This window comes from Shinella zoogloeoides, from assembly GCF_003574625.1.
GTDB classification, from domain to species: Bacteria; Pseudomonadota; Alphaproteobacteria; order Rhizobiales; family Rhizobiaceae; genus Shinella; species Shinella zoogloeoides_A.
The window spans coordinates 207443-228927 of sequence record NZ_QNUJ01000001.1 but is presented as its reverse complement, the minus strand read 5'-3'; the positions used below and the strand labels follow the sequence as shown (position 1 = coordinate 228927).

24 protein-coding genes are annotated in these 21485 nt (G+C 66.0%); 20 read left to right on the top strand and 4 right to left on the bottom strand.

From position 1 onward, the window contains the following. Positions 1–888 (bottom strand): LysR substrate-binding domain-containing protein, encoded by an 888-nt coding sequence (locus DSD28_RS01105; protein ID WP_119254511.1) that lies wholly within the window; start codon positions 886–888, stop codon positions 1–3. Between the two features lie 102 nt (positions 889–990). On the opposite strand from DSD28_RS01105, the gene DSD28_RS26350 reads away from it, so the two are divergent. Both DSD28_RS26350 and DSD28_RS01100 read left to right on the top strand, forming a co-directional pair. Beyond that, complete coding sequence (locus tag DSD28_RS26350; protein ID WP_281048082.1) at positions 991–1119, top strand: hypothetical protein; 129 nt, start codon at positions 991–993, stop codon at positions 1117–1119. Between the two features lie 36 nt (positions 1120–1155). Continuing rightward, positions 1156–2211, top strand: a complete 1056-nt coding sequence (locus DSD28_RS01100; protein ID WP_119254510.1) for a polysaccharide deacetylase family protein — start codon at positions 1156–1158, stop codon at positions 2209–2211. 155 nt (positions 2212–2366) lie between these two features. On the opposite strand, the gene pdxH is transcribed toward DSD28_RS01100, so the two are convergent. Further along, a complete protein-coding gene (gene pdxH / locus DSD28_RS01095; protein ID WP_119254509.1) occupies positions 2367–2987 on the bottom strand; it encodes a pyridoxamine 5'-phosphate oxidase in 621 nt (206 codons plus the stop codon). A 45-nt stretch (positions 2988–3032) separates the two neighbouring features. Here pdxH and DSD28_RS01090 point away from each other — a divergent pair, with 45 nt between their 5' ends. The 4 genes from DSD28_RS01090 (at position 3033) to DSD28_RS01075 (ending at position 6200) form a co-directional block, all read left to right on the top strand. After that, on the top strand, positions 3033–3488 hold the full coding sequence (locus DSD28_RS01090) for an RT0821/Lpp0805 family surface protein (protein ID WP_245424699.1): 456 nt from the start codon (positions 3033–3035) through the stop codon (positions 3486–3488). A gap of 101 nt (positions 3489–3589) precedes the next feature. Further along, positions 3590–4648: a DnaJ C-terminal domain-containing protein gene (locus DSD28_RS01085; RefSeq protein ID WP_119254507.1), complete on the top strand. Its 1059-nt coding sequence runs from the start codon at positions 3590–3592 to the stop codon at positions 4646–4648. Positions 4649–4780: 132 nt separating this feature from the next. Further along, positions 4781–5599 carry an enoyl-ACP reductase FabI gene (gene fabI, locus DSD28_RS01080; RefSeq protein ID WP_119254947.1) on the top strand — a complete coding sequence of 273 codons (819 nt, stop codon included), beginning with the start codon at positions 4781–4783 and terminating at the stop codon, positions 5597–5599. 19 nt (positions 5600–5618) lie between these two features. After that, positions 5619–6200: a histidine phosphatase family protein gene (locus tag DSD28_RS01075; protein WP_119254506.1), complete on the top strand. Its 582-nt coding sequence runs from the start codon at positions 5619–5621 to the stop codon at positions 6198–6200. A 101-nt stretch (positions 6201–6301) separates the two neighbouring features. Here DSD28_RS01075 and DSD28_RS01070 read toward each other — a convergent pair whose 3' ends face one another. Further along, positions 6302–6562 carry a DUF1344 domain-containing protein gene (locus DSD28_RS01070; protein ID WP_119254505.1) on the bottom strand — a complete coding sequence of 87 codons (261 nt, stop codon included), beginning with the start codon at positions 6560–6562 and terminating at the stop codon, positions 6302–6304. 275 nt (positions 6563–6837) lie between these two features. Between DSD28_RS01070 and DSD28_RS01065 the strand changes: the two genes are divergently transcribed. From DSD28_RS01065 to DSD28_RS01050, 4 genes are all read left to right on the top strand, one after another. Continuing rightward, positions 6838–9969 (top strand): bifunctional diguanylate cyclase/phosphodiesterase, encoded by a 3132-nt coding sequence (locus DSD28_RS01065; protein WP_162911169.1) that lies wholly within the window; start codon positions 6838–6840, stop codon positions 9967–9969. 257 nt (positions 9970–10226) lie between these two features. Continuing rightward, positions 10227–11324 carry a chorismate synthase gene (gene aroC / locus DSD28_RS01060; protein ID WP_119254503.1) on the top strand — a complete coding sequence of 366 codons (1098 nt, stop codon included), beginning with the start codon at positions 10227–10229 and terminating at the stop codon, positions 11322–11324. A gap of 9 nt (positions 11325–11333) precedes the next feature. Beyond that, positions 11334–12434: a 3,4-dihydroxy-2-butanone-4-phosphate synthase gene (ribB, locus tag DSD28_RS01055; protein ID WP_119254502.1), complete on the top strand. Its 1101-nt coding sequence runs from the start codon at positions 11334–11336 to the stop codon at positions 12432–12434. Positions 12435–12509: 75 nt separating this feature from the next. After that, complete coding sequence (locus DSD28_RS01050) at positions 12510–13469, top strand: hypothetical protein (RefSeq protein WP_119254501.1); 960 nt, start codon at positions 12510–12512, stop codon at positions 13467–13469. A gap of 165 nt (positions 13470–13634) precedes the next feature. Here the strand turns inward: DSD28_RS01050 and DSD28_RS01045 are convergent, their stop codons facing one another. After that, entirely contained in the window at positions 13635–14834 is a 1200-nt protein-coding gene (locus tag DSD28_RS01045) for a winged helix-turn-helix domain-containing protein (protein ID WP_119254500.1), read from the bottom strand. A gap of 382 nt (positions 14835–15216) precedes the next feature. Between DSD28_RS01045 and DSD28_RS01040 the strand changes: the two genes are divergently transcribed. The 10 genes from DSD28_RS01040 (at position 15217) to DSD28_RS00995 (ending at position 21482) form a co-directional block, all read left to right on the top strand. Continuing rightward, positions 15217–15897, top strand: coding sequence for an energy-coupling factor ABC transporter ATP-binding protein (locus tag DSD28_RS01040; protein ID WP_119254499.1), 681 nt, complete (start codon positions 15217–15219; stop codon positions 15895–15897). After that, positions 15891–16496: an energy-coupling factor transporter transmembrane component T family protein gene (locus tag DSD28_RS01035; RefSeq protein WP_119254498.1), complete on the top strand. Its 606-nt coding sequence runs from the start codon at positions 15891–15893 to the stop codon at positions 16494–16496. The genes DSD28_RS01040 and DSD28_RS01035 overlap by 7 nt, the downstream gene beginning before the upstream one ends. Positions 16497–16544: 48 nt before the next feature. Next, on the top strand, positions 16545–17108 hold the full coding sequence (locus DSD28_RS01030; RefSeq protein ID WP_119254497.1) for a biotin transporter BioY: 564 nt from the start codon (positions 16545–16547) through the stop codon (positions 17106–17108). A 4-nt stretch (positions 17109–17112) separates the two neighbouring features. Continuing rightward, positions 17113–18063: a zinc-dependent alcohol dehydrogenase family protein gene (locus DSD28_RS01025; RefSeq protein WP_119254496.1), complete on the top strand. Its 951-nt coding sequence runs from the start codon at positions 17113–17115 to the stop codon at positions 18061–18063. 69 nt (positions 18064–18132) lie between these two features. Beyond that, on the top strand, positions 18133–19059 hold the full coding sequence (locus tag DSD28_RS01020; RefSeq protein ID WP_119254495.1) for a histone deacetylase family protein: 927 nt from the start codon (positions 18133–18135) through the stop codon (positions 19057–19059). 2 nt (positions 19060–19061) lie between these two features. Beyond that, complete coding sequence (locus DSD28_RS01015; RefSeq protein WP_119254494.1) at positions 19062–19310, top strand: exodeoxyribonuclease VII small subunit; 249 nt, start codon at positions 19062–19064, stop codon at positions 19308–19310. A gap of 97 nt (positions 19311–19407) precedes the next feature. Continuing rightward, positions 19408–20331, top strand: a complete 924-nt coding sequence (locus tag DSD28_RS01010; protein ID WP_119254493.1) for a pirin family protein — start codon at positions 19408–19410, stop codon at positions 20329–20331. A gap of 193 nt (positions 20332–20524) precedes the next feature. After that, a complete protein-coding gene (locus DSD28_RS01005) occupies positions 20525–20848 on the top strand; it encodes an ArsR/SmtB family transcription factor (RefSeq protein ID WP_119254492.1) in 324 nt (107 codons plus the stop codon). Continuing rightward, a complete protein-coding gene (locus DSD28_RS01000) occupies positions 20845–21279 on the top strand; it encodes an SRPBCC family protein (RefSeq protein ID WP_119254491.1) in 435 nt (144 codons plus the stop codon). Before DSD28_RS01005 ends, DSD28_RS01000 begins: the two co-directional genes overlap by 4 nt. Then, positions 21276–21482 carry a hypothetical protein gene (locus DSD28_RS00995; protein ID WP_119254490.1) on the top strand — a complete coding sequence of 69 codons (207 nt, stop codon included), beginning with the start codon at positions 21276–21278 and terminating at the stop codon, positions 21480–21482. Before DSD28_RS01000 ends, DSD28_RS00995 begins: the two co-directional genes overlap by 4 nt. Positions 21483–21485: the final 3 nt, after the last annotated feature.

The following is a 21485-nucleotide window of genomic DNA, read 5'->3' as shown; positions in this document are numbered from 1 at the left end:
TCAGGCTTCGATGCGCCGCAGCAGCCAGTCGCGGAAGGCGCGCGCCTCCGGCGAGAGGCGCTTGAAGCTGCGCGCCACCAGCCAGTAGGCGCCGTGGCGGATCGACAGGTCGAAGGGCTGGACGAGGCGGCCGGCGGCGATGTCTTCGGCGGCCAGGAAACTGTCGACCAGCGCGACACCGTGGCCGCGCAGCACCGCCTGCAGCACCAGATTGCCTTCCGCGAAAATCTGCGCGCGGCCGAGCGCTACATCGGGCAGGCCGGCGGCGGCAAACCAGCGCTCCCAGACGCTGCGGTTCTCCTCGTGCAGCAGGGTATGGGCGAGCAGGTCGGCCGGTGTCCTTATCGCTGGACCCCCGGCAAGAAGGCCCGGCGCGATCACCGGTACGAGTTCCACGTCGATCAGGTGGTCGGCCTCGGTGCGCGGCCAGACCTTCGCATCCAGTCCATGCCGCACGGCGATCTCCGCCTCGTGGGCGCGGAAATCGATGAGCCGCATGTCGGAATCGACCGCCACGTCGATCTCCGGATGGCCCCCGCGGAAATCGTCGAGATGCGGCACCAGCCAGCAGGCGGCGAAGGACGGCTCGGCGCTGATTTCCACCAGCCCGCCGCCGCGCCGGCCGCGGACCTCCGACAGGCTGGCGTCGATGGCGTCGAAGGAGCGCGACAGGACGGCAAGCAGCGCCTGCCCCGCCGGCGTCAGGCGCACGGCGCGGTGGCGGCGCTCGAAGAGCGGCCTGCCGAGATCGGCCTCCAGCTCCTTGACCTGCCGGCTGACGGCGGCCTGCGAGACCGCGAGCTCGTCGGCGGCAAGCGTGAAGCTGCCGAGCCGGCCCGCCGCCTCGAAGCTCCTCAGCGCCGTCAGCGGCAGCCGTCCACGTTTCATCGCATAACCTCAAGTCATCTGAATTCGACGATAAACTCGTTTGAGGACAGGTGGCAAGCGGGCGGACAATCCATGCGGAAAACAGGCATGGAGGAATAAAACATGCTCGCCGATCTCACGACCGTCTTCCTGGAGGTGATCCGCATCCTCACCTTCCAGTCCGGCCGGCCCGCGCCGCCCCGTCACAGGAAAGCCGTTGTTAACCACTCGGATACCGACCGGATGCGATAACCACGGCGGAAAACAGCAAGGGAAGACGAAGACGACATGCCGATCCGCAGCGTCATGCGACAGGGACTGAAGCGCGCCGTGATCACCGGCGGGCTGGAGTTCGCGCATCTGGCGGAGCGCGTCGGGCTGATGGCGTCCGCCCGCGGCATGGGCGCGATCTTCACCCTGCACCATGTGCGGCCGAAAGCGCCGCAGACCTTCGATCCCAATGCGCATCTGGAGATCACGCCGGAATTCCTGGAGGCCGCCATCGAGCATCTTCGGGACGAAGGCTACCAGTTCGTCGCGCTTGCCGACATGGCCGCGCGCCTTGCCATCGCGCGCGCCGGCGAACGCTTTGCCGCCTTCACGCTCGATGACGGCTACCGTAACAATGCGGTCCACGCCCAGCCGGTGTTCACCCGGCACAAGGTACCCTTCACCGTCTTCGTCGCGCCCGGCCTTTCCTGCAAGACGCACGGCATCTGGTGGGAGACGGTGACGGAACTGCTGCGCGCCGTGCCGCATCTGGAATTCGACTTCGGCTCCGGCCCCGTCACCATGCCGCTCGCCACGCCCTTCCAGAAGCAGGCGGCCTATGCCCGTTTCGCGCGGTTCGTCCATGGCGGAGCCGACGAGGCCGCGGCCATCGAGCGGCTCGACACGGTGGCGAAGGCCCATGGCATCGATCCGCTGATGATCACGGAACGGCTCGTCATGCGCGAGCCGGAACTGAAGAGCCTCGTAGTCAACCCCCTCGCCTCGATCGGCGCGCACACCGTCAGCCACCGCGCGCTGTCGCGCCTTGGCGAGGACGAGGCCCGCCGCGAGATGGACCAGTCGGCCGAGCGCATCGCCGCGATCACCGGCCAGCGCCCGGAAACCTTCGCCTATCCCTATGGCGACCGCGCCGCGGCATCGCCGCGCGAATACCGCCTCGCCAAGGAGCTCGGCTTCCGCGCCGCCGTGACGACCGAGCCCGGCACGCTCTCCGCGCGTTCCTTCGACATGCCGACCGCCCTTCCCCGCATCTCGCTGAACGGGCTTTACCAGAAGCCGAAATATGTCGGCGCGCTCGCTTCGGGCATCCCGTTCAGGCTGATGCGGCGGTAGGCTTCGAGCAATTGCCCCTCATCCCCCTGCCGGGACCTTCTCCCCGCAGGCGGGGAGAAGGGGCAGAACGGCGCGCCCATCGCTCCTCGCCCCGTTTACGGGGAGAGGATGCCGGCAGGCAGGTGAGGGGCGCCCCTTCCCCCATGCCATTTCATTCACGGATACATCCGCACCTTCGTCCACCCCTTCCCATCTTCCGTGTGGCGGAATTCCACGCGGTCGTGCAGGCGGAAGGGACGGTCGTGCCAGAACTCGATGGAGACGGGTTTCAGGCGGAAGCCGGACCAGTGGGATGGGCGGGGAATGTCGCCGATCGCATAGCGCGCGGTATATTCCGCGACCGCCTTTTCCAGCGCGAAGCGGCTTTCGAGCGGCCGCGACTGCTTGGAGGCCCAGGCGCCGATGCGGCTGCCGCGCGGGCGCGAGGCATAGTATTCGTCGGCCTCCGCATCCGACACGATCTCGATATCGCCGCGCACGCGCACCTGCCGGCGCAGCGATTTCCAGTGGAAGCACATGGCAGCCTTGCGGGCACCCAGGATCTCCACGCCCTTGCGGCTCTCGAAATTCGTGTAGAACACGAAGCCCCGCTCGTCGAAGCCCTTGAGCAGGACCATGCGCACATTCGGCAGGCCCGTCTCGTCGACGGTGGCGAGCGCCAGCGCGTTGGCGTCGTTCGGCTCGCTCTTGCCGGCTTCCGCCAGCCACGCGCCGAACAGGGCATAGGGTTCGTTTTGCTCGGTGAAGTCACCGCTTGTTAACGCATTATCGCTCATATTTGAATCAATGCCGATCTATCTAGCTGTATGAGGCAGTCTGGAGTGAAAGACATAACAAAGACGCGACCGGAGACAAAGCCAAACTGGACGCGCAGCCTCGGGCTCGCCGCCGTCATGATGTCCGGCGTGGCGCTTTCGGGCTGCATGAGCGGTCTTGACCTGTTCTCCTCGGACAGCAACGTCGACAAGACGGTGCGCACCAACACTGTGCCCAACGGCAACGCGGAACGGCTGACCGATGAGATCACCGTGCGCAATGCCGTGTCCTCGGCCGACCTCCTGCGCACCGGCGGCAATCCCATTCCCTGGGCGAACTCCGCCTCGGGCAGCGCGGGCGTCATCAGCAGCATCGCGGAAAACCAGGACAGGGCGGGCCGTCCCTGCCGCGACTTCGTGACGACCAAGCACTCCTACCAGGGCATCGCCAGCTTCACCGGCCGCACCTGCATGGGCAATACCGGCGAATGGCTGCTGCTCGCCTTCGACCGCCAGGGCTGACCCGGTTCGGGGCGTATTTGCACTTTCTCAACCCTGATCCGTAACAGCCGATTAGGACGTTTCTCGCTATCTTGGACTGTAAACGGAAACGGGTGGAAGTAATGCGTGATCCCTATTCGGTCCTCGGCGTGAAGCGAAATGCGGGCCAGGAGGAAATCAAGGCCGCCTGGCGCTCGCTGGCGAAGGCCGTGCATCCCGACCAGAATCACGACGACCCGCTCGCGACCGTGCGATTCACCGAGGCCGGCCGCGCCTACGATCTCCTGCGCGACCCGGAAAAGCGCAGCCGCTACGACCGCCAGCAGCGCGAGGCCGAGCTTCGCCGCATGGAGCAGATGCGCCGCCGAGAGGCCGAGCGCAAGGGCAAGGTCGAAGCCCCGCGCATGTCCGAGGACGCGGAAGACATGATCGCCCGCATCTTCGGCGTCGATTCCCGCGGCCAGCAGGCTGAGCCGAGACCGCAGGCCCGTCCCCAGCCGCAGGCGCAATCCGCCTCGCCGGCCCAGCCGCAGCCGGCCGCGGCGCAGGATGCCCGCAAACCCGCGGACGAGCCCGCCGCCACCGACGAGACGATGCCGGCGCGCGGCAGCGCTCCGGGCGGCGCCATCATCTCCGCCATCATCCGCCGCATCCGCGGCAGCCGCGCAAGGATCGACAAGGCGCCGGATCTCGTTACCGACATCACCGTGACGGTGGAGGACATCCTCAACCGGGTGCGTCCGACCATCGAGACGCCGGAAGGCCAGACGATCCGCGTACCCATCGGAGCGGGCACGACGGACGGGCAGGTCATCCGCCTCAGGGAGGCCGGATACCGCATCGAGAATCTGCGGCGGGGCGACGCCGTCGTCACCGTGCGAGTCGCGCCCGGCCGCTTCCGCACCGACGGTTTCGATCTCAGGATCGACCTGCCGATCACCATCGAGAACGCCGTCCTCGGCTGCGAGACGACGATCGACGGGCCGCTCGGCCCGATCCCTGTGACGGTTCCGGCCTGGTCGGGATCGGACCAGACGATCCGCATCGAGGGCGAGGGACTGACGAAGGACAACGGCGAACGTGGTGATCTCATTGCCGAAATCCGCCTTCTCCTGTGGGAGAAGCCGGATGCCAAGATGATCGATCTCATGCGGTCGCTGCGCGAAGGTCTCTATCTTTAATCGATTTATGATTCTTCTGTGAAACATGCACCCAATGTTACGGATGCTAACAGTTCCTGAACCCCCGCGCGCTTGAACCGCATTGCCGCCTATGCCATAGGCAATTTCGACTTTGATATCAGGGGGCAAACCATGGTTCAGGCATCTGGTCTGATGAAGGGCAAGCGCGGCGTCATCATGGGCGTCGCCAACAACCGTTCCATCGCCTGGGGCATAGCCAAGGCTATCCATGCACAGGGCGGCGAAATCGCCTTTACCTACCAGGGCGATGCCCTGAAGAAGCGCGTCGAGCCGCTGGCCGCCGAAATCGGCGCGGTGCTGGCCGGCGACTGCGATGTTTCCGACGAGGCGTCGATCGACGCCGTCTTCGACAATATCGAGAAGATGTGGGGCAAGATCGACTTCATCGTGCACGCCATCGGCTTTTCCGACAAGGAAGAGCTGACGGGCCGCTATGTCGACACCACGCCCGGCAACTTCGCCAAGACGATGCAGATCTCGGTCTATTCCTTCACGTCGGTCGCCCGCCGTGCGGAAAAGCTGATGACCGACGGCGGCTCCATGCTGACGCTGACCTATTACGGCGCCGAGAAGGTGATGCCGAACTACAACGTCATGGGCGTCGCCAAGGCCGCGCTCGAGGCGAGCGTCAAGTATCTCGCCGTCGACCTCGGCCCGAAGAACATCCGCGTCAACGCCGTCTCGGCCGGCCCGATCAAGACGCTCGCGGCCTCCGGCATCGGCGACTTCCGCTATATCCTCAAGTGGAACGAGTACAATGCGCCGCTGCGCCGTACCGTCACCATCGAGGAAGTAGGCGATGTCGGCCTCTATCTCCTGTCGGACCTGTCGCGCTCCGTCACGGGCGAGACGCACCATGCCGACAGCGGCTACCATGTCATCGGCATGAAGGCCGTGGACGCACCGGACATTTCCGTCATCAAGGACTGACGCACTTCAGGGACCCGCCTTGCTCATCTACATGATCCGACACGGCCAGACCGCGTGGAATGCAGAGGGCAGGCTGCAAGGCCAGAAGGACATCCCGCTCAACGACACCGGCCGCCGCCAGGCGGCCGGCAACGGCCATGCCCTCAAGGGCATTCTCGGCGACACCGTTCCGGATTTCGATTTCGTGGCGAGCCCGCTCGGGCGCACGCGCGAGACGATGGAGATCCTGCGCCGCGCCATGGGTCTCGACCCGCTCGCCTACCGCACCGATCCGCGCCTCGTCGAACTCTCCTTCGGCGACTGGGAAGGTCATACGCTCGCCGAGCTGAAGGCGAGCGCCCCGGAGCGGGTGGAAGAGCGCGCCCGCGCCAAATGGAACTTCATTCCCCCGGGGGAGGACGCCGAAAGCTACGAGATCCTCTGCTGGCGCATCGGCTCGTTCCTCGGCGACGTGACGCGCCCGACGGTCTGCGTCAGCCACGGCGGCGTCTTCCGCGCGGCCTTCCGGCTCAATGGCATGGATGAGGAAGAGGCAGCGAACACGCCGATCCATCAGGACCGCATCCTCAGGCTCGACGGAACGGGGATGCACTGGCTTTAGGATGCCGTGCTGATTGAAGCTGCCTGCCGACGCACCCAGCGCCCTTCGCCCCGCCCGCAGGGAGAAGATTCCTGCAGGGGGATGAAAGGCAGCGCCACCTCTTACTGCACGATCTCCAGATCGTTGATGACGCGCTTGCCGTCGACGTCGGTGTAGAACACCACCACCTTCACGCCCGGCTCGAGGCCGTCGAAGTTGAACTCCTCCGGCGCCTGGTACTTCTTGCCGTCGTCGAGCGACAGGCTGAGATTGGCCGTATCCACCTTGGTGATCACCGCCTCGACATCGGCGCTTTCCGCGGAAGCGGCGAGCGGTGAAAGGAGAACAGCCATGGCCATCAGTGTAGCGATGAGCAACCGCATCTTGCGAATCCCTGGAAATGAATCAGTCTTTTTGCCGGTCACGTCAGATGCCCCCCAAATATGGCGAAATTCGCCCGTTGCCCGTCCCGGATGGAATGGATGACGGGAAAGGGCCCGCGAATCAAGGTGACGGTATGCGTCATCCCCCGCATTGTCCGACGGGTAAACCCCCGCTGCTACCCACAGTCAGGAGGAAGCACAAGTATTTCAGTCGCTTATAAATGCAATTTTAAGGAAGCCTCCCATAGTGTTTCGCCACAACCGGGGAATTCTTTTTGCCTTTGCTCGCCGCCCTTCGCCGTCATCTGGCGTCCATCGCAGAGTGGGCGCGGCCCTCGCTCGTTCCCGCCGCGATCGCGGGCTGTGTCATCCTCACCGGCGACGTGCTCTATGAGCGGCTGAACGAGAACATCTACCGCAGCGAACTGCAAAACCATGTATCGGCCGACCTGACGCTGGCGGCCGCACGCCTGCAGAGTGAGGTAAAGGGCAATATCGCCGCCCTGCGCAGCATTTCCAACCTGTTCTCCGTCGCCCCCGATCAGGGCACCGCGCAGTTCGGCGTTTTCGCCCACAAGCTGATGGTGCAGAACAACCACTTCCGCCGGATCGGCGTGGCACCCGGCGGCAAGGTCTCGCAGGTATTTCCGCGACAGGGCGCCGAGCATTATCTCGGCACGGACTTCAACCGCTTTCCCTCCTTCCGCACCGCAGCGGAGCGCGTGCGAACGCGCGGGCGGTCGCTGATGTTCGGTCCGGTCGAATTCGCCAGCGGCGGGCGCGGTTTCCACCTCTTCATGCCCGTCTTCACCCGTGTCGACGCGCGGAGCGATTTCTGGGGCTATATCGACGGGCTGATCGACGAGCGCAGGCTGCTGATCGATGCCGGCCTGCTCCAGACCGGCCGTCATATGCGGCAGGGCGCCCCGCAGCACACCACCGACATCGAACTTGCCATCCGCGACGTGAGCGTGCCGGACAATATCGTCGATCCGTTCTTCGGCAGCGCCGACGTGTTCGACAACGAACCGGTCGTGCAGGTGCTCGATTTTCCCGGCGGTCGCTGGGAACTGGGCGCGGTTCCGGCCAGCGGCTGGCACCATCCACCCGCCAACCTCATGCAGATAAGGCTGACCGCCGCCGCCGCCGCGCTCATCATCATCGTCCCGATCTTCCTGACCGGCGGCCTCGTCAGCGAGCGGCAGCGCAACATGGCGCGGCTGCGGGCGCGCGAGCGGCAGGTCCAGTCCCTGTCGCAACGCCTCGACATCGCGCTCGACGCCTCCAAGATCGGCATCTGGGAAATCGAACTCCCCGCGGGCGGCCGCAGTTGGGACAGCCAGATGCACCGCCTGCACGGCTTTCCGGAAGACGAGACGCCGGACGACGACGAATGGCGCTCGGTGCTGCATCCCGACGACATCGCCAAGACCAAGGCGGAGATGGACCTCATCCTGGCCGGCGGCAGCGAATACCGGTCACAATACCGCATCCTCATGCCGGACGGCAGCTGGCACTATATCCGCAATGTCGGCTCGCGCCTCGTCGGCCCGAACGGCATGGAAAAACTGACCGGCATCAGCTGGGACGTCACCGAGGACGTCCTGCTCAACCAGGCGCTTCAACGCGCCAAGGAACATGCCGAGGTGCAGAATGCCGAGCTTGCGAAGCTGACGCGGCGCCTCGACCTTGCGCTCGATTCCTACCAGTGCGGCCTGTGGGAAGCGGACCTGGAGAACGAGTTAACGCTGTGGGACGAGCGCATGCACCAGCTCTACGGCCTCACCTATACCGACGGCGTCGTCACGCGCGAAATGTGGCTGGGCTCGATCCACGAGGCGGACCGGCAGGCGATCATGCACAATGTGGGCCACTGCATCGAGCACGATCTTCCCTATGTTCACGAAGCGCGCATCCTGCTTGCCGAGGGCATCATTCGCCACGTCCGCTCCGTCGGCAAGATCCACAGAGGCCCCGACGGCGGCCGCAAGCTCATTGGCCTCGCCTTCGACGTCACCGAGGACGTGATCCTCAAGCAGAGCCTCAAGGCGGCGAAGGAACAGGCGGACGCCAAGAATGTCGAACTGGCGCAGGCCAAGGATCGCATCGAGCACAATGCGCTGCACGATCCGCTGACGGGCCTTGCCAACCGCCGCAGGCTCGATGACGAGCTGACCGCGATCGCAGCGCGCAGCGGGACCGCCGACGAGCGCGTCGCCATCCTGCATATCGACCTCGACCGCTTCAAGCAGATCAACGACACGCTCGGCCATGCGGCCGGCGACGCACTGCTGATCCATGCCTCGCAGGTGCTGCGCTCCTGCGCGCGGCCGGGCGATCTCGTCGCGCGCATCGGCGGCGACGAATTCCTCGTGGTCGCCGGCGGCACGACGGACGAGACCTATCTCAGTACGCTCGCCCGCCGCATCATCGGCCTCATGCAGCAACCCGTCGAATACGAGGGGCATCTGTGCCGCTTCGGCGTCAGCATCGGCATCGCGCTCGCCGAGGGCCGCGCCATCGATACGGCGAAGCTGCTCGTCAATGCCGACATCGCGCTCTACCGCGCCAAGGCGATGGGACGGAACCGCCACGAATTCTTCACCGAGGTGCTGCAGGCCGAGATCATCTCGAACAAGCGCATCGCCGACGACATCCTCTCGGGCATCGAGAACAACGAATTCGTGCCCTATTACCAGCCGCAGATCGATGCCGGCACGATGAAGCTCGCCGGCGCCGAGGCGCTGATCCGCTGGAATCATCCGCGCGACGGCCTGCTGACGCCCGACCGTTTCCTCAAGATCGCCGAAGATCTCAACGTCATGGCGACGCTCGACCGCATCGTGCTCGAAAAGGCGCTGATCGACTGCGCCCGCTGGGCGGCGCAGGGCCTGATCATGCCGAAGATCTCGGTCAATGTCTCGGCCCGGCGCCTGCGCGACGAGAGCCTGATCGACAGCCTCACCGGCCTCTCCATCCAGCCCGGCCAGATTTCCTTCGAACTGGTGGAATCGATCTTCCTCGACGAGAGCGACGACGTCGTGCTCGCCAATCTCGAGCGCATCAAGGCGCTCGGCATCGATATCGAGATCGACGATTTCGGCACCGGCCACACCTCCATCGTCAGCCTCCTGAAGCTGAAGCCGAAACGGCTGAAAATCGACCGCCAGCTCGTCGCGCCGATCCTCTCCTCGCACAACGAGCAGGCGCTGGTGCGCTCGATCATCGAGATCGGCCGCTCGCTCGGCATCGAGATCGTCGCGGAGGGCGTCGAGACCATGGAGCATGCCGAGATGCTGAACCGGCTCGGCTGCGACCTCCTGCAGGGCTTCGCCTTCGCCAGGCCGCTCTCGCACGAGGCGTTCCTCGCCTTCGGCGCCGAGATGCGGTGGAAGATCGCTTCTTAGCTACGAGGCTGCCCCTCATCCCCCTGCCGGGACCTTCTCCCCGCAGGCGGGGCGAAGGGGAGGATGCATCGTTTCCCTCAATCGCAAGCGTTCCGCCGGCAGGAAAGCCGGGCCGCATGTTCCTTCTCCCCGCCTGCGGGGAGAAGGTCCCGGCAGGGGGATGAGGGGCAATCGCACCCCGGAAGCGCGAAACCCTTGTCCCTCCCGGCCTTTTTCCACTAAGAGAGGGCGCATATCTTTCAGGTCCGGTTCCGCTCATGTCGCACAACACTTTCGGTCACCTTTTCCGCGTCACCACCTGGGGCGAAAGCCACGGGCCGGCGCTCGGCTGCGTGGTGGACGGCTGCCCGCCCGGCATCCGCTTCACGCTCGCCGAAATCCAGGCCTGGCTCGACAAGCGCAAGCCCGGCCAGTCGCGCTTCGTGACGCAGCGCCGCGAGGACGACCTCGTCAAGGTGCTCTCCGGCGTCATGCCGGACGAGGACGGCGAGACGATAATCACCACCGGCACGCCCGTCTCCATGCTGATCGAGAACACCGACCAGCGCTCCAAGGATTACGGCGAGATCGCCCGCCGCTACCGCCCGGGCCATGCCGACTACACCTATGACGTCAAATACGGCATCCGCGACTATCGCGGCGGTGGACGCTCCTCCGCCCGCGAGACCGCGGCGCGCGTCGCCGCTGGCGGGCTTGCCCGCAAGGTCGTGCCGGGGCTGACGGTGCGCGCCGCGCTGGTGCAGATCGGCAAGCACAGGATCGACCGCAATAACTGGGACTGGAACGAGGTCAACAACAACCCGTTCTTCGCGCCCGACCCCGCCATCGTGCCTGTCTGGGAAGAGTATCTCGATGGCATCCGCAAGGCCGGCTCCTCCGTCGGCGCCGTCGTGGAAGTCGTTGCCGAGGGCGTTCCGGCCGGCATCGGCGCGCCGATCTACGGCAAGCTCGACCAGGACATCGCCTCGCTGCTCATGTCGATCAACGCCGTCAAGGGCGTCGAGATCGGCGAGGGCTTCGCCTCCGCGGAACTCACCGGCGAAGCGAACGCCGACGAGATGCGCATGGGCAACGACGGCAACCCGATCTTCCTGTCGAACCATGCCGGCGGCATCCTCGGCGGCATCTCGACCGGCCAGCCGGTCGTCGCGCGCTTCGCCATCAAGCCGACCTCTTCCATCCTCACCGAGCGCCGCTCCATCGACGCCGACGGCAACAATGTCGACGTGCGCACCAAGGGCCGGCACGATCCCTGCGTCGGCATCCGCGCCGTGCCCATCGGCGAGGCGATGGTCGCCTGCGCCATTGCCGACCATTACCTGCGCGACCGCGGCCAGACCGGCCGTCTGAAATAGGAGCCTGCCATGAGCTACGACCAGAAGCGTGTCGTCGACGCCATCCGCGCCTTCGAGGCCGGTGAGATCGTCGTCGTCATGGATGACGACGGCCGCGAGAACGAGGGTGACCTGATCGTCGCCGCCGTGCATTGCACGCCGGAAAAGATGGCCTTCATCGTACGCCACACCTCCGGCATCGTCTGCACGCCCATGCCGCGCGAGGAAGCCAAGCGCCTCAACCTCAACGCCATGGTGGCGGAGAACGATTCGGCGCACACCACCGCCTTCACCGTCTCCGTCGACTTCAAGCACGGCACGACGACGGGCATTTCGGCCGACGACCGCACGCTGACGGTGCGCAACCTCGCCAATCCGAATATCGGCCCGAGCGACTTCGTGCGCCCCGGCCATATCTTCCCGCTCGTCGCCCGAGAGGGCGGCGTGCTGATGCGCTCCGGCCATACGGAAGCCGCCGTCGACCTCTGCAAGCTCGCCAGCCTGCCGCCGATCGGCGTGATCAGCGAGCTCGTCAACGACGACGGCACCGTCATGCGCGGCCCGCAGGTTGCAAGCTTCGCGGAGAAGAACGGCCTCAAGCAGGTCTCCGTCGCCGATCTCATCGCCTATCGCCAGCGCAAGGAAACGCTGATCGAGCAGGTCGGCAGCTTCGATATCGAGACGCCCTACGGCAGGGCCAGGGCCGTGACCTACACGCTGCCCTGGGACCCGATGCAGCACCTCGCCGTCGTCTTCGGCGACATCCGCGACGGCGTCGACATTCCGGTGCGCCTGCATCTCGAAAATGTCGGCGGCGACGTCTTCGGCGCGGACCGCCAGATCGACGCCATCATGAAGCGCATCGCAAGTGAGGGCCGCGGCGTCGTCGTGTATCTGCGCGAGGGCTCCGTCGGCGTCGGCCAGTCGTCCACGGCGCGCAAGGGCATGCATGACCGCGAGGGCCATGACGAGGCGCAGGCCCGCGAGAGCGAATGGCTGGAAATCGGCCTCGGCGCGCAAATCCTGAAGGATCTCGGCATCACCTCGATCCGCCTGATGGCCTCGCGCGAGCGCCACTATGTCGGCCTCGAGGGCTTCGGCATCAAGATCAGCGCCACAGACCTCTGCTGAATTTCAGCCCCATTGAATATCCCGCATCCGTGAAACGTCTCGCGGTTGCGGGATTTTCCTTGGGGGGCGGACGGCATGTGGGACTTCAGCATCGGCAGGACCATCGGCATCCTCGCGCGGACGATGCCGTTCATCCTCATGCGCATGGCGATCTATTTCGTCATCACGCTCGCCTTCATCCTGGCGACCGGCACCGGCGCCGGCATCGGCTACGGGGTGGGCTCGCTCAGCGACAGCCCGGAATCCTTCGCCATATGGGGCGGCATCTTCGGCATGGGCTTCGTCGGCGTCGCCGTCTACTGGGCGCGCGAATGGCTGCTCTACATGGTCAAGGCCGCCCATATCGCCGTCATCGTCAAGCTGATCGACGGCGAGGCGCTGCCGGACGGCAAGGGACAGGTCGCCTATGGCCGCGAGATCGTCACCGCCCGCTTCGGCGAGGCGAACGTGCTCTTCGCGCTCGACCAGCTCATCAAGGGCGTCATCGCGGCGATCACCGGCCTTATCGGCGCCGTCGCCGCCTTCCTGCCGATCCCCGGCCTCGACGGCATCGCGCGCTTCGCCAACACCGTCATCCGCCTTTCGCTGACCTATGTCGACGAGATCATCCTCGGCTACAACATCCGCACGAACAGCGACAATGTCTGGGAAAGCTCCCGCCGCGGCCTCGTGCTCTATGCGCAGAACGGGCTGAAGATGGTGAAGAACGCCGTCTGGCTCTCCGTCTTCCTGTGGATCCTCTCCATCCTCGTCTTCGTGCTGGCACTCGCGCCGGCGGCCGCGATCCTCTACGCCTTCCCCGGCGAGATCGCCGGCCTCAGCTTCGTCGTCGCCATCGTCTTCGCCTGGGCCTTCAAGGCCGCGGTGCTGGAGCCCTTCGCCATCGCCGCGCTGATGGCCGTCTATTTCGACACGATCCGCGGACAGGTGCCCGACCCGGAATGGGACGTGAAGCTGACCGGGGCTTCGGACAAGTTTCGGGCGCTTGCGGAAAATGCGCGGGGTGCGTTCGGCGGGCGGCCAGTGGCGGCGTAGCTGCCCCTCATCCGCCTGCCGGCACCTTCTCCCCGCAAACGGGGAGAAGGGCGTTGTGGCGCTGCCTCACCCCGCGCCATGGTCGCGATGTCTGGAAAACGGCCCGGCATACCCCTTCTCCCCGCCTGCGGGGAGAAGGTCGCGGCAGCGGGATGAGGGGCCGCGCTACGCCCCCTCCCCGCGCCACCCATCGAGATACCGCACCTCCTCCACGCCGGAGAACTTCACCAGCCGCCCCAGCTCCGCCTCCAGCCGCTCCATCCGCCCCGCGGAGGCGCGCACCTTCGGCTCCCACCAGAGGCGCTTGACGTCGAGCGTGCCTGCCTTGCGGTCGGCCTTCATGTCGATGCGGCCGACGAGGCGGTCGCCTTCCAGCAGCGGGAAGACGTAGTAGCCGTATTGCCGCTTCGGCTCCGGCACGAAGACCTCGATGCGGTAGAAATAGCCGAAGAGCCGTTCCGTCCGGTTGCGGTCGCGGATCAGCGGATCGAAGGGCGAGAGCACGCGCAGCCGGTTCGGCGGTTCGGGAATGTCGCCGAGACGTTCCGGGAAATCGGCGAAGGCGTGGGAGGCGCGTGGCTTGCCGCCGTCGGCCGGCTCGATCAGGACGGGGCGAAGCTCGTCGCGGCGGGCCTCCACCCAGACCTTCGCCTCATCCGGCGAGATGAGGTCCCAGAAGGCGGCGATCTCACCGTGGGTGGCAAAACCGAGTCGCTCCAGCGCGCTGCGGCAGGCCCAGTCGACGAAGGCGTCGTGCTCCACATCCGGCTCGTGATGATGCGTCGGGACGACACGCTCGACGAGATCGTAGACCTTCTGGAAATTCTCCCGCCGGGCGATGGCGACCTTGCCGGTGCGCCAGAGATATTCCAGCGCCGTCTTGTTGGGGTGCCAGTTCCACCAGCCGCCGGACCTGTGATCGTCGGCCTTCAGATCGCGCGAAAGCACCGCGCCGCCCGAGACGATGCGCGCATAGGTTTCGTCGAAGGCCTCCTCGAAACCCGGCTCGCGCCATTTGCGCCAGCGTTCGATGATGGTGGCGTCCTCACGGCGAAAGCGGTGCTTCCAGTAGCGGAAGAAGGCGCTCGGAATGATCGAGGCGTCATGCGTCCAGTTCTCGAAAAGCTCGCCGTCCTTTTCCAGAAGCTCGGCCAGATGCTCGCGCCGGTAGGTCTGGTTGCGCGAGAAGAGGATCTGGTGGTGCGCGCGCTCGACGGTGGCGATGCTGTCCACCTGCACGAAGCCGATATCGTGGATGAGCCGGAGCAGCCCCTCCTTGCCGAGCAGGCGGCCGGGAGAGGCGCTGAGGCCTTGGCGGGCGAGGAAGATGCGCCGGGCTTCGGCATTGAGGAGAAGAATCGTCATGGGTGCATGATAGGCATATATTCTTGGTTTGTTCCATATTTTTCGACTCAACCCGCATCTCCTCCACACGCGCGAGGCCATCACCTGTGGAGTCCCACGGGGCCGCTCTCCCTTCGAAAGCAGGAGGCTGGCGCATCCATCAAGAAAGAACGCAGAGGGTGCGGCAGTTTAAGTCCCTCCCCCTTGTGGGGAGGGATTTAGGGAGGGGTCTTCCCGCGTAGCGCCCCTGCTGCGCGGGGCCACCCCCTCTGCCTGCCGGCATCTCCCCCACAAGGGGGGAGAAAGCTGAAGGCGCGGTCTTGAATGCAACCACCCCGAGGTTCCCTTTGCTCCGAGCCGTGCTATAGCTCCCGCCGATTTTCTACGAACCGGAACCCCGCTCTTGGACATCGTCTTTTCCGCCGCCACGGTGCGCTACGGCGGGCGCATCGCCCTCCATCCGCTCGACCTTTCGCTCACGGAGCGGCGCATCGGCGTGGTCGGCCTCAATGGCTCCGGCAAGACCACCATGGCCCGCCTCATCAACGGCCTCGTCAAGCCGACCGAAGGCACGGTGACGGTCGGGGGGCTCGATACGGTGAAGGACGAGGCGGCCGCGCGCGGGCGGACCGGCTTCATCTTCCAGAACCCGCAGCACCAGATGATCCTGCCGATCCTTGCCGAGGACATCGCCTTCGGCCTCAAGAATCGCGGCCTCGCCAAGGCCGAGATCGCCGAAAGGACGGACGCCATTCTAGCCCGCTTCGGCATATCGCATCTCGCGCGGCGGCGGGTTCACGAGCTCTCCGGCGGGGAGACGCAGCTCGGCGCCATCGCCAGCGTGCTCGTCACCGGGCCGGACCTCCTCATCCTCGACGAGCCGACCAACCAGCTCGACCTGAAGAACCGCGCCCTGATCGAGCGCACCATCGCCGGCCTGCCCGAACAGGTCCTCGTCATCACCCACGACCTCGCGCTGCTCGAAGGCTTCGACCGGGTGCTCGTCTTCAGCGAGGGCCGGCTTGCCGCCGATGCGCCGCCGGACGAGGCGATCCGCGCCTACCGGGAGATCGCGGCATGCTGAACGGGCTCGACATCGAGGGCAACTCGCCGCTCCACCGCATGCCGGTGCGCGGCAAGCTGATCGTGCTCTTCACGGCGGCGATCGGGCTGTTCTTCCTTTCGGACCTTCGCCTTCTCGTGCCGGCGCTCGGCCTTGCGGCCGCGCTCTTCCTTTCGACGGGTATCGGCATTGCGGAAGCGTTCCGCCGCACGCGCTTCGTGCTCTTCACGGTGCTGCTCGTGGCGGCCGCGAACTATGTCTTCGTATCGCCGCACGAGGCGGTCGTCGTCTTCTGCCGGCTTTCCATCCTCGTGCTGCTTGCCGCCGCCATCACCGCGTCGACCGGCATTTCGGCCTTCATGGACGAGATCGCACGGCTTGCCGCGCCGCTGGAACGCCTCGGCCTCGTGCGGGCGGCGGATGTAAGCCTTGCGGTCGGCCTCGTCATCCGCTTCGTGCCGGAGATTCTGGCGCGCTATCACGACATCGCCGATGCACACAGGGCACGCGGCCTGCCGTTGCGCCCGCTCACGGCCCTTGTGCCGCTGATCATCCTGACGCTGAAGGATGCGGATACGATCGCCATGGCGATTGACGCCCGTGGCTTTCGGCGTCACTAAAGTGCCGAGGCCTTTCGAGCCACTGGCCTTTTCGAACGAGGACATGAAGTGACCACCAGAGATCTCGTGCTTGTCGCCCTTTTCGCCGCCATCATGGTCGTTCTCGGCCTTCTGCCGCCCATCACGCTCGGCTTCATTCCGGTGCCGATCACCGCGCAGTCGCTCGGCCCGATGCTCGCCGGCTGCATTCTCGGCGCGCGGCGCGGCTTCCTCTCCATGCTGCTCTTCCTGTTGCTCGTCGCCATCGGCCTGCCCGTCCTGTCGGGCGGACGCGGCGGCTTTGCCGTGCTCGCCGGCCCGACGGGCGGCTATGTCGTCGGCTGGGCCTTCGGCGCCCTCGTCTGCGGCCTGATCGCAGAGCGCCTCGTGCGCGAGGGGCAGAACGAGATCGCCCAGATCGCCGCCTTCGTCGCGGCCGCCTTCATCGGCGGTGTCGTGACCGTCTATCTCTTCGGCCTCGTCTGGCTGAGCTACGCGACCGGCAATGCCTTCCTGCCGGCGGTCGCCGCGTCCGTGGCCTTCCTGCCGGGCGACCTGATCAAGGTCGGCATCGCCGCCCTTGCCGGTCGCGCCGTGCTCGCCGGCTACCCGCTGCTGCCGCAACGCGCCTGAACCCGTGCTGCGTACCGTCGCCCATGCCTTCGGCGATCCCCGGAAGGTGATCGGCCTCGAAGAGGTGGAGCGCACGGCACCCGGCCCCGGCGCGGTGGAAATCCGTATCCGCCGCGCCGCGATCAACCCTTCCGACCTCATTCCCGTCACCGGCGCCTATCGCAGCCGCACCGCCCTGCCCTTCGTGCCGGGCTTCGAGGGCGTGGGGGAAATCGCGCGGCTCGGCACGGGCGTCAGCGGCCTTGCGGTCGGCCAGCGCGTGCTGCCGATCGGCGCAAGCGGCCTCTGGCAGGAATACCTCGTCCGCCCCGCCGAATGGTGTTTTGCCGTGCCGGACGACCTTTCCGACGACCGGGCGGCCATGGCCTATGTGAACCCGCTCACGGCCTTCCGGCTGATCGATGCCGTCGAAACGCATTTCGGCAAGGCGGGCGGCCAGCGGATCGGCGTCACCGCCGGCGCTTCCGCCATCGGCCGAATGCTGCTGGTGCTCCTCGCCGAAGCCGGGTTCCACCCTGTCGCGCTGATACGCAGTGCCGCGACGGCGGCGCGGCTTGGCGAGAATTTTCACGGCGAGATCGCCGTCCAGCCGGCAGCGCCGCTCGACGGTGTGCTCGACGCGGTCGGCGGCGAGCCGGGCAATGCGCTTTTCCGGCAGATCCGCAGCGGCGGGGCCTTCATCCAGTACGGTGCGCTCTCGGGTACGCAGCTCGACCCGGCGCTGGTGACGGCGCGGCGGGACGAGGTCGCCTTCTCCTTCCTCTGGCTGCGCAACTGGGTGCACTCCGCCCCCCGCGCCGCCATCGAGGCCGCCTTCGCCCAGAGCTTCGCTGGCATCCGCGCAGGCATTCTCGGCTCGGATGTCGACGGTGTTTTCGCCCTCCGGAACCTGCCGGCGGCCCTCGCCAGGCAGGACGACCCGGCGCGCAGCGGAAAGCTCCTCATCGCGCCGTGACGGTTGAAAAGGGTGGACACTGGCCCATTTCCCGTGGACCTCGCCAACCGCAATGGGTAGCTTCCGGCCATGACGACGTTTCTCTTCGAGAACCCGATCTTCCTTGAGCACCACACGCCTGAGGGCCATCCGGAGCGGTCCGACCGCATCCGGGCGCTGAATCTCGCGCTGGAGCACGAACGCTTTTCGCCGCTGGTGCGCGAGAAGGCCCCGCAGGCCAACGAGGATTTCGTGCTGCTCGCCCATCCGGAAAGCCATTTGCGCGCCGTGATGTCGGAAATGCCCGAAGAGGGCATCAACCAGGTCGAGGCCGACACCTATGCGAGCCCTGCGAGCCTGCAGGCGGCGCTGACCGGCATCGGTGGGGCCATCGCGGCGGTCGACGCCGTCTTTTCCGGCAAAGCCGACAATGCCTTCGTCGCCGCCCGCCCGCCCGGCCACCATGCCGAGCGCGAGAAGGCGATGGGCTTCTGCTTCTTCAACAACGCCGCCATCGCCGCCCGCCACGCGCAGAAGGCCCATGGCGCCGAGCGTATCGCCATCGTCGACTGGGATGTGCATCACGGCAACGGCACGCAGGATATCTTCGAGGACGACCCGTCCGTGCTGTTCTGCTCGACGCACCAGATGCCGCTCTATCCCGGCACCGGCGCCAAGGACGAGACGGGCGCGGGCAATATCGTCAACGCGCCGCTTTCGGCCAATGACGGCAGCGACCATTTCCGCGAGGCCTTCAAGTCGCGCGTCCTGCCGCGTGTCGCAGACTTCAAGCCGGACCTGATCGTCATCTCCGCCGGCTTCGATGCGCATCACCGCGATCCGCTCGCCCAGATCAACCTCGTCGCCGACGATTTCGACTGGGCGACGGGAAGGCTGATGGAGCTTTCCGAAAAATCGGCGAACAACCGGGTGGTCAGCCTGCTGGAAGGCGGCTACGACCTGCAGGGCCTCGCCGAATCCGCCGCCACCCATATCTACCGCCTGATGAGAGGCTGACCATGACCGCTACCGCCCCCGACGTTTCCGCCCTTTCCTTCGAACAGGCCGTCGAAGAACTGGAAAAGATCGTCGCCGCTCTCGAACGCGGCGACGTGCCGCTCGACCGCTCCATCGAGATCTACGAGCGCGGCGAAGCGCTGAAGAAGCACTGCGAGACCCTGCTTTCGGCCGCCGAGAACCGCATCGAGAAGATCCGCCTCGACCGCGCCGGCAAGCCGCAGGGCACCGAACCGCTCGACGGGGCGTGAGCTTCGTTCCGGCGACACATCGTCAACAGCCGCCGCCCTATCCACGCCCCTCCTTGCCCGCTAGCATGCGGGCACGAACCAACCACAGGAGGGTGTGATGAGCTTCTTTCCGGGACAGGACCCCGAAGCGGGGGATGCGGCGGCGTGCGATGCGCTGGAAAATCTGATCATTCCGCGCACCAGCGATATCGGCGGGCTGGAGGTGCGGCGGGCGCTGCCGACGGCCAAGCGCCGGCTGGTCGGGCCGTTCATCTTCTTCGACCGCATGGGGCCGGCGCTGCTGCGCGCGGGCGAGGCGATCGACGTCAAGCCGCACCCGCATATCGGGCTCTCCACCGTCACCTATCTCTTCGACGGCGAGATCAAGCATCGCGACAGCCTCGGCACCGAGATGGTGATCGCCCCCGGCGACCTGAACCTGATGACGGCCGGGCGCGGCATCGTGCATTCCGAGCGCTCGCCGGAGAACTTGCGCGGCAAGCCGCAATCGATCTCCGGCCTCCAGACCTGGCTGGCCCTGCCCGACCATCTCGAGGAATCCGCCCCGGTCTTCTCCCACACGACGAAGGCCGAACTTCCCGCCTTCTCAGCCGACGGCATTACCGGGCACACGATCATCGGAAAGTATGAGGGCCATGCCTCGCCCGTCAGCGTGCCGACCGATACGCTTTATACGGACCTGATGCTCGCCCCCGGCGCCTCCGCACCGCTGGCGGCGGACTGGGAGGAGCGCGCGGTCTACATTCTCTCCGGCACGCTGGATGTCGCCGGCGACGTCTTCGAGGCGGACCGGCTGCTCGTCTTCCGCGCGGGTGACCACATCACGCTGAAGGCGGGGCCGGAGGGCTGTCACATCATGCTCTTCGGCGGTGCGGCGCTCGGATCCAAGCGATACATCTGGTGGAACTTCGTCTCCTCCTCCAAGGAGCGGATCGAGCAGGCCAAGGAGGAGTGGCGCACCGGCCGCTTCGATATCGTGCCAGGCGACGAGGAGGAGTTCGTGCCGCTGCCGGCAGGATGATACATAGGCGGAGAGCTATTTATTTTTCTCTTCTCTCTGTTGTCACGCTCGGGCTTGGCCCGAGCATACACCGCGCCTGCGGAAGCTCCCAATCCCCGATTCAAGCTCGGAGATGATGCCTAAGAAGTTTTGCCATTGACCAATCCATAGCTATCGAGCTATATAAAAATCCATAGCCATCGAGGTATGGATTTTGACCGAACCGCACGACATCCTCTTCCGCACATTGGCCGACCCCACGCGTCGGGCGCTTTTCGAGCGGCTGTGCCGCGAGGGCGAAAAGACCGTGGGGGCGCTGACGGCGCAGGCCGGGGTTTCGCAGCCGGTCGTCTCCAAGCATCTCGGCCTCCTCAAGCAGGCCGGCCTCGTGCGTGACCGCCACGAGGGACGGCAGACCCATTACAGCGCGCAGCTCGGCGCGCTTGCGCCGCTGGTCGACTGGACCAGCCAGATGGCCCGGTTCTGGGAGGCGCGATTCGACGATCTCGAAAATTTGCTCAGGAGAATGGACCAATGAACACGGAGATACGCTCTGTCGTCGTCGAGCGCGAGATCGCGCATCCGCCGGAAAAACTCTGGCGCGCGCTGACGCAGCCGCACCTCATCGCCGAATGGCTGATGCGCAACGATTTTGCGCCCGTCGTCGGCCACAAGTTCACGCTCAGTGGAGACTGGGGCAGCGTCGAATGCGACGTGCTGACGGTGGAGCCCGGAAAAAGCCTCACCTACACCTGGAATCACGTGCATGCTGACCCCGCTTTCGATCTGAGGAGCGTGGTGAGTTTCACGCTGACACCGACGGGTTCCGGCACGCTGCTGCGCATGGAACAGACCGGCTTCCGGCCGGAGCAGCAGCAGGCCTTCGGCGGTGCGCGCTACGGCTGGGAGCAGCACTTCACCAATCTCGAACGGGTCCTGGTAGGGCTGGAACAGGGAGGAGCGCAATGAACTGGACCCTGAAAATCCGTCAGGTTCACCGCTGGCTTTCGATCCTCTTCACGCTCGCCGTGTTCATCAACATCGCGGCGATGACGCAGGGGCAGCCGCCCCTCTGGGTCGGGCTTCTCGCCCTCTTCCCGCTCATCCTGCTTCTCGCAAGCGGGCTCTATCTCTTCGCGCTGCCCTATGCCGCTCGGTGGCGGCACGGCTAGGAG

Excerpts from the sequence above, each read along its gene's own strand:
- DSD28_RS01010 (WP_119254493.1), top strand. The coding sequence starts at position 19,408 with ATGAGCTTCTTTCCGGGACAGGACCCCGAAGCGGGGGATGCGGCGGCG.
- DSD28_RS01100 (WP_119254510.1), top strand. The coding sequence starts at position 1,156 with ATGCCGATCCGCAGCGTCATGCGACAGGGACTGAAGCGCGCCGTGATC.
- DSD28_RS00995 (WP_119254490.1), top strand. The coding sequence starts at position 21,276 with ATGAACTGGACCCTGAAAATCCGTCAGGTTCACCGCTGGCTTTCGATC.
- DSD28_RS01035 (WP_119254498.1), top strand. The coding sequence starts at position 15,891 with ATGCTGAACGGGCTCGACATCGAGGGCAACTCGCCGCTCCACCGCATG.
- DSD28_RS01045 (WP_119254500.1), bottom strand. The coding sequence starts at position 14,834 with ATGACGATTCTTCTCCTCAATGCCGAAGCCCGGCGCATCTTCCTCGCC.
- DSD28_RS26350 (WP_281048082.1), top strand. The coding sequence starts at position 991 with ATGCTCGCCGATCTCACGACCGTCTTCCTGGAGGTGATCCGCATCCTC.
- DSD28_RS01020 (WP_119254495.1), top strand. The coding sequence starts at position 18,133 with ATGACGACGTTTCTCTTCGAGAACCCGATCTTCCTTGAGCACCACACG.
- ribB (WP_119254502.1), top strand. The coding sequence starts at position 11,334 with ATGAGCTACGACCAGAAGCGTGTCGTCGACGCCATCCGCGCCTTCGAG.
- fabI (WP_119254947.1), top strand. The coding sequence starts at position 4,781 with ATGGTTCAGGCATCTGGTCTGATGAAGGGCAAGCGCGGCGTCATCATG.
- pdxH (WP_119254509.1), bottom strand. The coding sequence starts at position 2,987 with ATGAGCGATAATGCGTTAACAAGCGGTGACTTCACCGAGCAAAACGAA.
- DSD28_RS01070 (WP_119254505.1), bottom strand. The coding sequence starts at position 6,562 with ATGCGGTTGCTCATCGCTACACTGATGGCCATGGCTGTTCTCCTTTCA.
- aroC (WP_119254503.1), top strand. The coding sequence starts at position 10,227 with ATGTCGCACAACACTTTCGGTCACCTTTTCCGCGTCACCACCTGGGGC.
- DSD28_RS01015 (WP_119254494.1), top strand. The coding sequence starts at position 19,062 with ATGACCGCTACCGCCCCCGACGTTTCCGCCCTTTCCTTCGAACAGGCC.
- DSD28_RS01000 (WP_119254491.1), top strand. The coding sequence starts at position 20,845 with ATGAACACGGAGATACGCTCTGTCGTCGTCGAGCGCGAGATCGCGCAT.
- DSD28_RS01105 (WP_119254511.1), bottom strand. The coding sequence starts at position 888 with ATGAAACGTGGACGGCTGCCGCTGACGGCGCTGAGGAGCTTCGAGGCG.
- DSD28_RS01050 (WP_119254501.1), top strand. The coding sequence starts at position 12,510 with ATGTGGGACTTCAGCATCGGCAGGACCATCGGCATCCTCGCGCGGACG.
- DSD28_RS01085 (WP_119254507.1), top strand. The coding sequence starts at position 3,590 with ATGCGTGATCCCTATTCGGTCCTCGGCGTGAAGCGAAATGCGGGCCAG.